Annotated in this window: 11 protein-coding genes; 5 read left to right on the plus strand and 6 right to left on the minus strand. The window is 71.0% G+C overall.

Going from position 1 to position 13,377, the window contains the following annotated elements:
* Positions 1-307: 307 nt before the first annotated feature.
* A complete protein-coding gene (gene feoB, locus IPJ78_07575; GenBank protein MBK7906408.1) occupies positions 308-2,452 on the minus strand; it encodes a ferrous iron transport protein B in 2,145 nt (714 codons plus the stop codon).
* Positions 2,452-3,507 carry a metal-dependent transcriptional regulator gene (locus IPJ78_07580; protein ID MBK7906409.1) on the minus strand — a complete coding sequence of 352 codons (1,056 nt, stop codon included), beginning with the start codon at positions 3,505-3,507 and terminating at the stop codon, positions 2,452-2,454. The genes feoB and IPJ78_07580 overlap by 1 nt, the downstream gene beginning before the upstream one ends.
* A gap of 84 nt (positions 3,508-3,591) precedes the next feature.
* Between IPJ78_07580 and IPJ78_07585 the strand changes: the two genes are divergently transcribed.
* Positions 3,592-4,476, plus strand: a complete 885-nt coding sequence (locus tag IPJ78_07585) for a formamidopyrimidine-DNA glycosylase (protein ID MBK7906410.1) — start codon at positions 3,592-3,594, stop codon at positions 4,474-4,476.
* A 37-nt stretch (positions 4,477-4,513) separates the two neighbouring features.
* Here the strand turns inward: IPJ78_07585 and IPJ78_07590 are convergent, their stop codons facing one another.
* Together IPJ78_07590 and IPJ78_07595 are read right to left on the minus strand one after the other, a co-directional pair.
* Entirely contained in the window at positions 4,514-4,894 is a 381-nt protein-coding gene (locus tag IPJ78_07590; GenBank protein MBK7906411.1) for a hypothetical protein, read from the minus strand.
* A complete protein-coding gene (locus tag IPJ78_07595) occupies positions 4,891-7,161 on the minus strand; it encodes a serine hydrolase (protein MBK7906412.1) in 2,271 nt (756 codons plus the stop codon). Before IPJ78_07595 ends, IPJ78_07590 begins: the two co-directional genes overlap by 4 nt.
* A 138-nt stretch (positions 7,162-7,299) precedes the next feature.
* On the opposite strand from IPJ78_07595, the gene IPJ78_07600 reads away from it, so the two are divergent.
* The 3 genes from IPJ78_07600 to IPJ78_07610 all read left to right on the plus strand — a co-directional run bounded on the left by IPJ78_07600 (position 7,300) and on the right by IPJ78_07610 (position 11,917).
* On the plus strand, positions 7,300-10,524 hold the full coding sequence (locus IPJ78_07600; GenBank protein ID MBK7906413.1) for a sialidase: 3,225 nt from the start codon (positions 7,300-7,302) through the stop codon (positions 10,522-10,524).
* A gap of 154 nt (positions 10,525-10,678) precedes the next feature.
* Positions 10,679-11,392 (plus strand): prepilin-type N-terminal cleavage/methylation domain-containing protein, encoded by a 714-nt coding sequence (locus IPJ78_07605; protein ID MBK7906414.1) that lies wholly within the window; start codon positions 10,679-10,681, stop codon positions 11,390-11,392.
* Between the two features lie 135 nt (positions 11,393-11,527).
* Positions 11,528-11,917: a hypothetical protein gene (locus IPJ78_07610; GenBank protein MBK7906415.1), complete on the plus strand. Its 390-nt coding sequence runs from the start codon at positions 11,528-11,530 to the stop codon at positions 11,915-11,917.
* A 9-nt stretch (positions 11,918-11,926) separates the two neighbouring features.
* Here IPJ78_07610 and IPJ78_07615 read toward each other — a convergent pair whose 3' ends face one another.
* Positions 11,927-12,394 (minus strand): hypothetical protein, encoded by a 468-nt coding sequence (locus tag IPJ78_07615; protein MBK7906416.1) that lies wholly within the window; start codon positions 12,392-12,394, stop codon positions 11,927-11,929.
* 222 nt (positions 12,395-12,616) lie between these two features.
* Between IPJ78_07615 and IPJ78_07620 the strand changes: the two genes are divergently transcribed.
* Positions 12,617-13,225 carry a class I SAM-dependent methyltransferase gene (locus IPJ78_07620; GenBank protein MBK7906417.1) on the plus strand — a complete coding sequence of 203 codons (609 nt, stop codon included), beginning with the start codon at positions 12,617-12,619 and terminating at the stop codon, positions 13,223-13,225.
* Between the two features lie 10 nt (positions 13,226-13,235).
* Here the strand turns inward: IPJ78_07620 and IPJ78_07625 are convergent, their stop codons facing one another.
* Positions 13,236-13,373 carry a hypothetical protein gene (locus IPJ78_07625; protein ID MBK7906418.1) on the minus strand — a complete coding sequence of 46 codons (138 nt, stop codon included), beginning with the start codon at positions 13,371-13,373 and terminating at the stop codon, positions 13,236-13,238.
* Between the last annotated feature and the right edge of the window lie 4 nt (positions 13,374-13,377).

Here is a 13,377-nt window from a genome sequence, read left to right on the forward strand (position 1 = left end):
GGGGCATCCGGACGGCCCAACCGGGCACGACGGGGGCGAAAAGAGAGAGAATCGTGCCAGTGGTGTGGCCGGGGGGGTACAGGCCATCCAAGTCGCTATCTGGCAACGAATTGCATCGCTTCATTGCAGGATGCGCAGCGGCCCGCCCGCCGGGGGACCCAGATCACCGGAAGGGAGGGGGCGGCGGCACAGTCATCGGCGTCGCGGCGCTCGCCCGACTCCCCCGCGGTCGCCCCCGCCTCGCCCTGACGTTGCGCCCCACTGATGCGCGCGCGCTACATGCCGCCGCGGAGCGCGCGGGCGGCGATCAGGCCCCAGCGATGATCCGCCAGACCTGTGCGACGAGGAACGTCAGCACGAAGCCCATGCCGAGGGGCAGCAGCGTCGCGACCGAGGTCCACTTCGCGCTGCGCGTCTCGCGCCAGATCGTGTAGATCGTCGTCGAGCACGGATTGTGGAGCAGCGAGAAGAGCATGAGGTTCACCGCCGTGAGCGTCGTCCAGCCGTTCGCGCGGAGCAGGGCGCCGATCTGCGCTTGGTCGAGCTCGAACATGACGCCGGCGCCGGCGCCGGCGTCCGGCGTCCCGCCGACGAGCACCGTGAGCATGAGCACGGTGGGGATCACGATCTCGTTCGCCGGGATCGCGACCACGTACGCGAGGAGGATGACGCCGTTCATCCCGAGGAGGATGCCCACGGGGTCGAGTCCGCGGACGAGGTGCTGCGCCACGCTCTCGCCGCCCCAGCCGACGTTCCCCACCAGCCAGATCACCGCTCCCGCCGGCGCGGCGAAGACGATCGCCCGCCAAAGCACGATGAGCGTGCGGTCGATGATGCTGGTGTAGAGCGTCTGCCAGAGCCGCGGCGGCCGGTACGGCGGCAGCTCCAGCGAGAAGCTCGTCGCCTCGCCGCGGAGCGCGGTCCGTGTGAGCAGCCAGCTCGAGGCGAACATCGCGAGCACGCCGATGAGAGTCACGCCGACCACCGCGGCCGCCGAGACGAGGCCGCCGAGCGCCGCCGGCACGAGCGCGCCGATGAAGAGCGACGCCATGAGGATCTGCGTCGGCCAGCGACCGTTGCAGAGCGAGAAGTTGTTCGTGATGATCGCGACCAGCCGCTCGCGCGGACTGTCGATCACGCGCGTCGCGACGACGCCGGCCGCGTTGCAGCCGAACCCCATGCACATCGTGAGCGCCTGTTTCCCGTGCGCGCCGACGCGCCGGAAGAGCGCGTCGAGGTTGAAGGCCACACGCGGCAGGTACCCGAAGTCCTCGAGCAGCGTGAACAGCGGGAAGAAGATCGCCATCGGCGGGAGCATCACGGCGATGACCCACGCCGTCGCGAGGTAGACGCCGTCGATCAGCACCCCGGTGAGCCACCAGGGCGCGCCGATGCTCCCCATGAGTCCGCGCGCGAACGGATGCCCTCGATCCACGAGCAGGTCGGCGAGCAGCCCCGATGGCACGTTCGCGCCGGCGATCGTCAGCCAGAAGACGACCCCGAGCATCAGGACCATGAGCGGGAAGCCAGTGAGCGGGCTCGTGAGCCAGCGGTCCAGCGTGCGATCGAGATCGAACTTCGCGCGGCGCACGCCGGCGAGCGCCGCGCGCGCCGCGATCCGTTCCGCCGAGGCATAGAGCCCCTCGGCGATGCGGTCGTGGAAGTCCGGACTAAGCCGCCAGCGCACCGCGTTGGCGCGTGCCACCAGGTCGGCGGGCATCATCGAGGCGACCCGCTCGTCCGCATTGAGCAGTCGGAGCGCGACCCAGCGGGTGTTGGCGCGCGCGGGCTCGGCCTCGAGGACCATCGCCTCCACTTCGTGGATGAGCGTCTCGACCTCGGGCGCGAAGTCACGCGCCCGCGTCGGAGCCGGCGCGATCTCGCCGCGCGCGACCTGCTGGATGGCGGTGCGCAACGCGTCGATCCCCTCGCCCTGCCGCATGGCGGCGGGCACGACCGGCACGCCCAGTTCGCGCGAGAGCGCCGCGGGGTCGATGCCGATCCCCAGCCGCTTCGCCTCGTCCATCAGGTTGAGGCAGACGACGACACGCGGCGTGATCTCGAGGACCTGCAGCGCGAGGTTGAGGTTGCGCTCGAGCCGCGTCGCGTCGAGCACGATCACCGTGACGTCGGGTGCGCCGAAGAGCAGCGCGTCACGCGCGACCTCCTCGTCGGTGCTCGCCGCCTGCAGGGAGTAGGTGCCCGGCAGGTCCACCATCTTGAAGCGGTCGCCACCGACGGTGAAGTACCCTTCAGCGCGCGTGACCGTCTTGCCGGGCCAGTTTCCGGTGTGCTGGCGCAGTCCGGTGAGCGCGTTGAAGACCGTGCTCTTGCCGGTGTTCGGATTGCCCGCGAGCGCGACGAGGAAGTCCCACTTGTCGGAGCGGACGCCGAGCTGGACGAGGGACTCGTCGCGCGCGGGGAGGCGGGTGCGCATGGTCGTCGCGGCCATCAGGCGATCGCCGCCATGTCGCGGGGCGTGTCGCGCGGGGACCCGACGGGCTCGAGTTCGATCCATTCGGCCTGGTGCCTTCGCAGCGCGATGAGCGCGCCGCGGATGCGATAGGCGCGCGGGTCTCCGGAGATGCTGCGCATCTCAACCGAGAGGATGGTGCCCGGCACGACCCCGAGGTCGAGGAGGCGGCGGCGCTGTGCACCGCGACACTCGCTCGAGAGGCGGCGGACGCGCGCGCGGTCGCCCGCACCCAGGTCGGCGAGCGTGCGCGCCGGGCCGTGCGCCTCCGCAGCGCGCTCGACACTCACCGCGAGCTCGAGCGCGCGGGGGAGCATGTGCGCCCGCCCGTCGAGCTCGACGCTCGCCATCGACGCCGAGCGGGAGCGCACGACAACGGTCTTGCCGAGGGCGAAGCCCATCGCGACGAGGCGGTCGTAGGCGTCGGCGGGTTCGTCCTCCAGGTGGACGATGGTCCCCACCTCGCCGACCGCGAGGGTGGGGAGCAGCGCGCCTTCGGCCGCCGGGAGTTCGCCCTCCGCCGTGGGGATCGGGTCGCCGTGCGGATCGAAGCGCGGCTGCCCGAGTCGTGCGGCGAGCATCTCGATCTCGTCGGCGGTGAGCAGGTGCTCCTCGTCCTCGGCGAGCTCGTGCCACTCCTCGGGGCCGATGCCGGTGCGGTCGGCGAGATAGTGCTCGAGGATCCGGTGCGACCGCACGATGCGGAGCGCTTCGATGCGCCCGCGGTCGGTGAGGCGGTGCCCGCCGGCTCCGACGAGCTCGGCCAGGCCGCGCTCGGTGAGCCGTTCGAGGATCCCGCGCGCGAGCTGCTGGCGGACCTGCAGCGAGCCGGCGAGGGCATCGGCGTGCACGTCGCGCCCCTCGGCACCTCGATGGAAGAGGTACTTGAGCGTGTCCTCCACGCGGACCCGCTCCGAGGCGCGACGGAGGCGGCGGAGGCGCGCGAGCAGCCCCCGGCGGGGCCAGAGGACGGCGAGCGCGGCGACGGCGAGGACGCCGAAGACGAGGAGGGCGGAGCGCGGGTCGGGAACCATAAGTTAGTATATACTAAACTCGATGGTGCACCGGTCCAGCGCAAGGCCTCGGCACCGTGCCGGCGCTGGCGCTACGTTCTGCGCGTGCCCGAACTCCCCGACCTCGTCGTCTATGCGGAGGCGCTGGAGCGCCACGTGGTGGGCCGCGCGCCGACCGCGATCCGCATCGCCAGTCCGTTCCTCGTCCGGTCCGTGTCCCCTCCGGTCACGGCGTTCGTCGGTGCGGAGGTTCGTGGCATCGAACGTCTCGGGAAACGCCTCGTGCTCGCGTTCGACGACGAGCGGTTCCTCGTGATGCACCTGATGATCGCGGGGCGGCTGCGCTGGCGCGCGCCGGGGAAGAAGGTCGCGGGGCGGGGGCCGTTGGCGATCTTCGAGTTCGCGCACGGGGCGCTCCTCTTCACCGAGGCGGGGACGAAGCGTCGGGCGTCGCTCACCGCGGTGGAGGGGCGTGCGGCGCTCGGCGCGATCGACCGGGGCGGGCTTGAGGTGCTCACCGCGCCGCCGGCGGCGTTCATCGCCCGGCTCCGGAGCGAGAACCACACGCTCAAGCGCGCGCTCACGGACCCGCGGCTCCTGAGCGGGATCGGCAACGCATACTCGGACGAGATCCTGCACGCGGCGCGGCTCTCGCCGCTCAAGCTGACATCGAAGCTCGGCGACGACGAGGCGATGCGATTGTACGCCGCGACCGTCGAGACGCTGCAGTGGTGGATCGCGCATCTGCGGGCCGAGGTGGGGGCGGGCTTCCCCGAGACGGTGACCGCGTTCCGTCCCGAGATGCAGGTGCATGGCCGATTCGGCCTGCCCTGTCCCGTGTGCGAGGCACCGGTGCAGCGGATCCGCTATGCGGACAACGAGACGAACTACTGCGCGCGGTGCCAGACCGAGGGGCGACGACTCGCGGACCGGGCGATGTCGCGACTGCTCAAGGATGACTGGCCGCGGTCGATCGACGACGTGGAGTAGCGGGCCGCTCGCACGCCGCACCGCGAGTGCGCGCCCGTCAGGCGTCCCGCCACCGCCACGCGGCGAGCGCGAAGAGCAGGGCATTCGCGGTGAGCATCGCGGTCGGCGCGCTCGGACCGAGGATGATCGCCTGCAGGAGCGCGATGAGGAACGGTTGGAGCGCCAAGCCCGCGAGGAGGAAGCGCGCACCGGGCATCGGGCGCAGGGCGATCCGCCAACCGAGGGCGGCGACGAGCGCGAAGTCGGCGGCGGCGCCGAACCAGAGCATGGTGAGCAGCTGGCCCGTCTCGCTCGGGAGGTCGGCGGTCATCTCGGCGAGGAGGAGCGAGCCGAGGGAGTGCGCGACCGCCGAGAGCGTCATGAGGATAGCGGCGGCGACGGCGAGTCGACGGCCGCCCGGAGCGGGTGATGAGGTCACGGTGCGCCCTCGAGCATGGCCTGGTAAACGAGCGTCGCGAACTTCGGCCGCAGGTCCGCGGAGCTGGGCAGCTGATTCAGCATCAGCACCATGACGAGTCGTCGCGCTGGATCGACGTGATAGATGCTCGCGTAGGCGCCGCCCCAGTTGAAGCTTCCGCGCGCGGCGAAGCCGGCGGCACCGTCGCGCTCGACGGTGGCGAAGGCGAGGCCGTAGCCCTGGCCGTCGGAGCCGTAGCGCGCGCCGATCTGGTCGGTCGACATGAGCCGCACGCTCCGCGAGGAGAGGATCCGCACGCCGTCGAGGGTCCCTCCGCGCCGGATCGCCTCGAGGAAGCGCGCGTAGTCGCGCGCGGTGGAGGTCAGGCCCGCACCGCCGGCGAAGCTGCGCCGCGGTCCGTCGACGTAGTGTCCCTGGCCGCGCTGACCCGTGTCGGCGCGCACGGCGCGACCGCCCTCGCTGCGATAGACGGTCACGAGGCGGGCGGCCTTCTCGCGCGACACGAAGAACTCGGTGTCGGCCATCCCGAGCGGGCAGGTGATCCGCTCCCGGAGGTACCGGTCGAGGGGCAGCCCGCTCGCGCGCTCCACCACGCACCCGAGGATGTCGGTGTTGTAGCCGTAGACGAACCGCTCCCCGGGCTGCTCGACGAAGGGCAGGGTACCAAGGCGGTCCATGGTCGTGCAGATCGGTTCGTCCTTGTCGGCGGTGTACCAGCCGAAGCCGGCGGCGGGACCGAGTCCCGCCGCGCGGTAGCGCGCCGCGACCGAGGCGTCGGTGCCGTAGGAGATGCCCGCGGTGTGCGTGAGGAGGTCGAAGATGGTGACCGGACGCCGGGCGGGGAGCACGGTGCGGCCCGAGTCAGCGCGACTGGCGACGCTGGTGCGCGCGAAGGTGGGGATCCACTTCGCCACCGGATCGGTGAGGGCGATGCGTCCCTCCTCGACGAGCTGCATGATCGCGGTGCTCGTGATCGCCTTGGTCTGCGACGCGATGCGGAAGATCGCGTCGGCGGACATCGGCTTCCCGGCCTCGCGGTCGGACCAGCCGACGGCGCGCTCGTACACGACCTCGCCGTCGCGCAGCACGAGCGCCACGGCGCCGGCGATCCACTGCGAGTCGACGCTCATCTGCATGTAGTCCCCGAGCCGAGCGAGGCGCGACTGATCGAACACGGCGCGTGCGTCGAGCTCGGCGAGCGAGAAGCGGGTGCTCAGGATGTACGGTTCCTCACCGGCGATCCAGTGCCCGTACGTCGTCGCGAGGAAGGAACCGTCGCCGAGGCGCTCCAGCCCGGGATAGGACGAGTCCCACGCATTCGTGTTGTCCTTGAGGCGCACGCGGTACTGTCCGGGCTCGCGCGCGACGAGGTCGCTCCAGCGGCCGACCCATGCCACCCAGTCGCCCTTGGTGGGGCTGTCCGCGGCCATGTCGCGGAAGGTGATCACGAGGCGGCCGTCGAGCGCGTACTTGGCCGTGTGACGGTCGCCGGTCAGCTCGTCCGTCAGCGAACGCGGTGTGGTCCAGCTCTCGCCTTCGTCGGCGGAAAAGATCACCTGCGACATCGCGCGCCGCCGATTCTCGCGGAGGAGGAGTGCGAGGACGCGACCGTCTGGCGAGCGGATGGCGCCGGGCTCGCACAGATGGAGATCGCTCCCCTCCCAGATCTGCTGCGGGCGGCCCCACGTCCGACCTCCGTCGCGCGAGCGCACCTGGTACAGGTGGAAGGTCCCTGTCGCGCGTCCGCCGGCGGCGATGGCGCGACCATCATCATGGAAGAAGGCGAGCAGCGAGCCGTCCTGCATCGCGACCACGGAACTCATCACGACGATGCCGCCCCAGGCGCCGACATCCTTGAGCGGTGTCCAGGTCCGGCCGTCATCATCGCTCTGCGCGAGTCGCGCGGGGTAGAGCCCTGAGAAGAGGAGCAGTCGCCACTTGCCTGCCGTGGTGTCGGGGACGCGGAAGAGCGTCGGCACCTCCTGCGACTCGGCCCAGTTGGCGGGGACGGGGAGTCGCGCGCTCCAGGTGCGCCCCTCGTCGTCACTCCGCTTCATGACGATCGCGCCGCGGCCGTGACCCTTCGGGTACACCGCGAGGATGGAGCGACCATCGCCAAGGAGCGCGGTGGTGACGTGGCCGAGGTACTGGCCGGGTTCGCGATCGACGACGACGTGACGCGCGGGCTCGCGGTCGAGGTCGACGAGCGGGATGCGTTGCGCGGTGAGTGGCGCGGCAGCGAGGGCGAGAAGGATCAGTGGGCGCATGGCGGGAAGATCCCCCCACTCGGCGACTTCGTCCACCCCTGCGCGCGCCGAGGGACCTGGGCGGCGCTCGGCGCGCCGGACTTACCACGCCCGACCGCCTGACGTACAATCTCGGCGCACCCCCACCGAGGATCCGACATGCGCACGATGTCCCGCCTGCTCGTCGCGGTCGCGTTGGTCGCGGCCGCCCTTCCGCTCACGGCGCAGACGCCGGCGCCGGCGGCGCCAGCCGCTCTGCGGCCCGCGGCCGACCAATGGCGCGGCATGCATTGGCGCAACATCGGCCCCGAAGGCAACCGATTCGCCGCCGCGGCGGGCGTGGTGGGCGATCCGCTCACCTATTTCGTCGGCAGTGCGAGCGGCGGCGTCTGGAAGACCACCGACGGCGGCGTGAACTGGCGCCCCACCTTCGACGCGCATCCGGTGCAGTCGATCGGGTCGCTCGCGGTGGCGCGGTCGGACCGCAACGTCGTGTGGGCCGGCACCGGCGAGGCGCACATCCGCTCGCACATCTCGGTGGGGCAGGGGATCTACAAGTCGACCGACGGCGGCGAGACGTGGACCCTCATGGGCCTCGAACGGACGGCGCGCATCGCTCGCATCGTGATCCATCCGACGAACCCCGACATCGTGATGGCCTGCGCGTTGGGCCACGCGTACGGACCGCAGCCGGAGCGTGGCGTCTTCCGCACGACCGATGGCGGCGCCACCTGGACGAAGGTGCTGTTCGTCGATGAGAACACCGGCTGCTCCGACCTCGCGATGGATGCCGGGAATCCGCGCGTGCTCTTCGCCGGCATGTGGCAGATCGAGATCCACACCTGGGGGCGCACCAGCGGCGGGCCCGGGAGCGGCCTCTTCAAGTCGACCGACGGCGGGGCCACCTGGACGCGGCTGCGCGGTAACGGACTCCCGATGAAGCCGCACGGCAAGGTCGCGCTGGGACTCTCGGTCTCGAACCCGAATCGGGTGTTCGTGATGATCGAGACGGGTGATGGCATCCCGTGGAACGGGCAGGAGACCGAGAGCGGGCAGCTCTGGCGCTCGGACGACGGCGGGCGGCAATGGCAGCTGGTGAGCCGCGACCGCAACGCGATGGGACGTGCGCACTACTACTCGCGCATGGCGGTGGCACCGGACGACGAGGATGAGACGTACTTCCTCACGGCGTCGTTCGCCAAGTCGATCGACGGCGGGCGCACGATCGTCGTGCAGCAGCGCGCCGCGGCACCCGGCGGCGACCACCACGACATCTGGATCGACCCCACCAACGCGGACCGGCAGATCGTCGCGCACGACCAGGGGCTCTCGATCACGCAGAACCGCGGGCGCAGCTGGTTCCGGCAGCGCCTGAGCAATGCGCAGATCTATCACGTCACGGTCGACAACAACATCCCGTACAACGTCCTCGGGAACAAGCAGGACGAGCCGACGTATCGCGGCCCGAGCAACTCGCGCCTCGCTGGCGGACGCATCGTGCGTGGCATGTGGCATGCGGTCGGCGGCGGCGAGTCCGGCTGGGCGACGCCGGACCCGGTCGATCCCAACATCATCTGGTCGACCGCATCGGGGTCGGGGATGGTCGGCGGTATCGTCGTGCGGTTCGAGGAGGACCGCCGGATGTTCCGCTCGGTGGAGGTCTGGCCGCAGCAGAGCAACGGACCCGCCGAGGGCGTGAAGTACCGCTTCGTGTGGGACGCACCGCTCACGATCTCACCGCACGATCACAACACCGTCTACACGGGCAGCCAGCATGTGCACCGCACGCGTGACGGCGGGCAGAGCTGGCAGGTGATCTCCCCCGACCTCACGCTCAACGATCGCTCGCGCATGGGCTCGTCGGGCGGGCTCACGGGGGACAACATCGGCGTCGAGTACGCCGGCGTGGTCTACGCGATCACCGAGAGCCCGCGCGAGAAGGGGACCATCTGGGTCGGCACCAACGACGGCCTCGTGCAGCTCACGCGCGACGACGGCCGGACCTGGACGAACCTCACGCCGAACCTCCCCAGCCTCCCGGCCTGGGGCTCGGTGCGCAGCATCGTCTCTTCGAAGTACGACGCCGCCACGGCGTACCTCACCGTGGACTTCCATCAGGTGAACAATCGCGACCCGTTCGTCTATCGCACCACCGACTACGGGAAGACCTGGAAGGCGATCACGAATGGGCTGCCGCGGAACAACCTCAGCTACGCCAAGGTCATCCACGAGGACCCGAAGCGTCGCGGGTTGCTCTACCTCGGGCTCGAGAACGGCATCTACGTCTCGTTCGATGCCGGGGACACGTGGCTGCCGTTGCAGACCGACCTGCCCGCCGCGCCGGTGTCCGGCATCCAGGTGCAGGAGCACTTCAACGACCTCGTCATCTCCACGTACGGCCGCGGCTTCTGGATCATGGACGACATCACGCCGCTGCAGCAGCTCACGGGCGACGTGATGGCGCGCGCGGCGCACCTCTTCGACCTTCGCGCGGCGTACCGGTTCCGGAACATCACGGCGCCGTCGAGTACCTACGATGACCCGACGACGGGCGAGGATCCTCGCTACGGGGCCTCGATCAACTACTGGCTCAAGGCGCCGGCCGCGCAGGCGCCGCGCATCACCGTCACCGACGCCGCGGGGAAGGTCGTGCGGACGCTCGTCGGCTCCAATGTCGCCGGCATCAATCGCGTGACGTGGGACCTGCGCGATGAGCCCTCGACCGCGGTCACGCTGCGGACGAGCCCGATGTATGCGCCGTACATCACCGTCGGTCCGGAGGGACGGACCGCGCCGGGCACGGCGCAGGTCTCGGTGCTCATGCCCCCCGGGACGTACACGGTGAAGCTCTCCGTCGGCGGGCAGGAATCGAGCAAGCCGCTCGAGGTGCGCAAGGATCCGAACTCGGGCGGCACCGAGGGCGACATCGTCGCGCAGACGCGGCTGGCGAACGCGATCCGCGACGACATGAACCGCGCGGCGGCCGCGGTGCATCGCATGGAGTCGGTGCGCGTGCAGCTCGCGGCCCTGCGGACGGCGGTCGCCGATGCCGAGGTGACGCGCGCGGTGGCGGCGCTCGAGGAGAAGGTGACCGCCCTCGAGATGGAGCTCGTCGACCTGCGGCAGACGGGCACCGGGCAGGACGGCGTGCGCTTCGGGAGCAAGCTGATCTCGAAGCTGGGCTACCTCGCGAATGGACTGATCAACAACGATTTCAGGCCGACCGACCAGCAGGTCGAGGTGCAGGGGATCCTCAACGCGCAGCTCAGCCAGCACCTCTCGGCGCTCGAGTCGCTGCTGGGCGGCGACCTGAACGCGCTCAATTCGCTCCTGCGCCAGCGGAACGTGCCGAACGTGATCGGTGGGCCGGCGATCGTGCCGTAGCCCGGACGGACGGCGTCTCCTCGGGACGGCACCCGCCGCTCCCGTCGCGGATCCCCCAGTGCCCGGTGTACTGTGTACTGGGGGATCCATCCGCATGCCACGCTCGCCGACCCGCATCGCACCATCGTGTACGCCACGCCCTGACGACCAGGGCGTGCGCCGCGGCCTGACGCTCATCGAACTGATCTTCGTGCTCGTGCTCCTCGGCATGCTCGCCCTGCTGCTGGCGCCGCAGTTGCGCGGCGCGACGAGTTCCGCCCGCGCAACGACACTGGCGGGGCGCATCCGCGCCATCCAGACGGCGTACGCCGGGGCGAACGAGCCCGAGGCCGAGGCGCTGCGCTCGTCGGCCGGCACTGTGCCGGCGGCGCTCACGCGGGCCCTCGGCGGCGAGTTCTTCCATGGCGAGGCCGGCATCACCCTCTCCATCGTGGGGGAGGGGAAGGAAGTGTGGATCCGCATGGAAGGCGGGAGCGCCGGCGCGCGACAGACGCTCGCGGCGTTCCACGCCGTCGTGCGGCTCCCGAGCCTGCATACGCCGAACGTGACGCTCGTGCCACTGAGCGCGGCGGCGACCGAACTCGCGGACGCGATCCGCCGCACGAGCGGGTCGTCCGGCGACGTCAGTCGCGTGGACGAGGCGCAGGGCGAGCCGGGCGATCGCGCGGACCGAGCGGCGGCGAATCCGGGCGTGTCGCCTGGCGACAGTGCGGCGCGTGAAGAGGAGCGCGGCTCGCGCATCGCGCCGCCCGAGCGCACGACCAGCGAGCGGACCCGCGAGAGCAATCCGGTGTGCGCGCCCACGCTCCCCCCGGCGCAGTATCAGCGCTGTCTCCGCGCGACCTCGTCGGGGTGGTTCCAGAAGTAGACGAGGAAGTGAGTTCGCGCGTCGGCTCGCGACCTTGCCTCGCGACCTTGCCTCGCGCGTCGACGCGCGCGAACGTACGCACGTGTTCGCGCAGGTCACGTCGCCGTTGCCGCCACCCCGATCGGAGACCGCTCGATGCCCATCGTCCGCAACTTCGCTGTTCTCGTCCTCGTGCTTGCCATCGCCCCCTGCTCCGCGCGGGCGCAGCAGACCGCCGCCGGCGAGTCCCTGGTCCCCGTCGCGCCGGCCCTCCGAGCTGCGACGACGGAAGCGTCGGCCGAAGCTCGCCTTGACGGACCTCGCGTGGAGACCGCACGCGCCGGTGTCCGTGCGCTCGCGCCGGTCGAGGCGCGCACGGCCCCCGCGCCGATGCGCCGCGCGGACACCAAGCAGTCGCGGACCTACATGATCCTCGGCGGCGCGGCGCTGCTCGGTGGCGCGATCATCGGGGACGGCGTCGGCTCGATCATCATGCTCGGCGGGCTCGGCGTCGGCCTCTACGGGCTCTACCTGTACCTGCAGTAGCCGGACGGGTCAGCGCCGGCGCAGGTACCACCCAAGTCCGATGGCGGTGCGGGTGGACCACTGCGTGGCCGAGACGTTGCCGGCCAGGCCGAGCTCCCGCTCGAACCACGACGCCTGGACCCCGCCCTCGGCGAAGACCATCAGCGACGATAGTTCGAATCGATGCTGCGCCCCGAACGAGAGGCCGGCCGCCCAGGTGACGAGGTCGGGCGCTGACGTCTGGGACGTCAACTGCGCTGCGAGGCGCGGCGCGAGGTAGGTCCGCGTCGCGCCCGCGCCGCTCGTATAGAGGAGCAGGGACGTCCCCAGCGTGGCACCGGTGGTCGCCGGCGTGCCCGTGAGGCGACTGTGCGTGAGGTTGATCTCCGGACGCAGCGCCAGACGATCGCTCGTGTGCCAGAGCACGCCCAGCGCCGTCGGGGTCGAGACGGTGAGCGCGATGCGGTCGTCCTGCTGTGCACGTGCTGCAACCGGCATCGCAACGAGTGACGCCACCAGCGAAGCGAGCAGCGCGCCGGTCCGCGTTCTGGCGCGCAAGTCCGTCAGGTGGGGATGGCGGGCAGTGGCGGTCGCTGACATGCGCTCTCTCCGGTGATGGGTCCCCCACCGTAGGGCGGGGGCTTTATGTTGGGGAATGCTACGCGATCGAGGATTGGATACCCTCCGCGCCGCTCTCTCCGCCCCCCATGGGACCGACCGATGAGCTTCTGGGACGAGCAGTTCGCTGGCGACCAGTTCAAGTACGGCACTGCGCCGAATTCGTTCCTCGCGGGGGAGGCGGCCCGCCTCGGCGCTCGGGCACAGATCCTCGTGCCCGGGGACGGGGAGGGGCGCAACAGCGTCTGGCTCGCCGGCCAGGGGCATCAGGTGACCGCGCTCGACCAGTCCGCGGTCGGCCTCGCGAAGGCCCGCGCGCTGGCGGCGGTGCGCGGCGTGACGATCGCGCCGCTGCAGGCCGACCTTTCCACATGGAGTCCCGAGCCTGATGCGTGGGACGCGATCGTCCTCACCTACGTGCACCTGCCGCCGGCGTGGCGCCGCGATGCGCATCGGCGGCTGGCGGGCGGACTGCGTCGAGGGGGCGTGCTGCTGCTCGAAGGGTTCCATCCCGCGCAGCTCGGCCGCTCGAGCGGTGGCCCGAAGGACGTCGCGATGCTCTTCACCCTTGCGATGCTGCGCGAGGATTTCGGCCCCGAGGGGCCGGCGCCGCTCACCGAGCTCGTGGGCTGGGACGGCGAGGTCATCCTCGACGAGGGGCCGGGCCACCAGGGCGCCGCGATGGTGACCCGCTTCGTCGGCCGCCGGTGAACGACGATCCTTAGTGGCTGCGGCGGATGATCCCGAGCATCCGGAGGTTGATCATCGCGAAACGCCAGAGCTGCCACGGGATGAAGGTGCGGAGGAAGACCGTCCACCGCGTGGGCTTGGCGACGTGCGCCGACTTGGTCGGGGGCATGGCG

The sequence above is a fragment of the Gemmatimonadota bacterium genome, assembly GCA_016714015.1.
Taxonomy (GTDB): domain Bacteria; phylum Gemmatimonadota; class Gemmatimonadetes; order Gemmatimonadales; family Gemmatimonadaceae; genus Pseudogemmatithrix.

Excerpts from the sequence above, each read along its gene's own strand:
- feoB (MBK7906408.1), bottom strand. The coding sequence starts at position 2,452 with ATGGCCGCGACGACCATGCGCACCCGCCTCCCCGCGCGCGACGAGTCC.
- IPJ78_07580 (MBK7906409.1), bottom strand. The coding sequence starts at position 3,507 with ATGGTTCCCGACCCGCGCTCCGCCCTCCTCGTCTTCGGCGTCCTCGCC.
- IPJ78_07595 (MBK7906412.1), bottom strand. The coding sequence starts at position 7,161 with ATGCGCCCACTGATCCTTCTCGCCCTCGCTGCCGCGCCACTCACCGCG.
- IPJ78_07600 (MBK7906413.1), top strand. The coding sequence starts at position 7,300 with ATGCGCACGATGTCCCGCCTGCTCGTCGCGGTCGCGTTGGTCGCGGCC.
- IPJ78_07610 (MBK7906415.1), top strand. The coding sequence starts at position 11,528 with ATGCCCATCGTCCGCAACTTCGCTGTTCTCGTCCTCGTGCTTGCCATC.
- IPJ78_07615 (MBK7906416.1), bottom strand. The coding sequence starts at position 12,394 with ATGCCGGTTGCAGCACGTGCACAGCAGGACGACCGCATCGCGCTCACC.
- IPJ78_07620 (MBK7906417.1), top strand. The coding sequence starts at position 12,617 with ATGAGCTTCTGGGACGAGCAGTTCGCTGGCGACCAGTTCAAGTACGGC.
- IPJ78_07625 (MBK7906418.1), bottom strand. The coding sequence starts at position 13,373 with ATGCCCCCGACCAAGTCGGCGCACGTCGCCAAGCCCACGCGGTGGACG.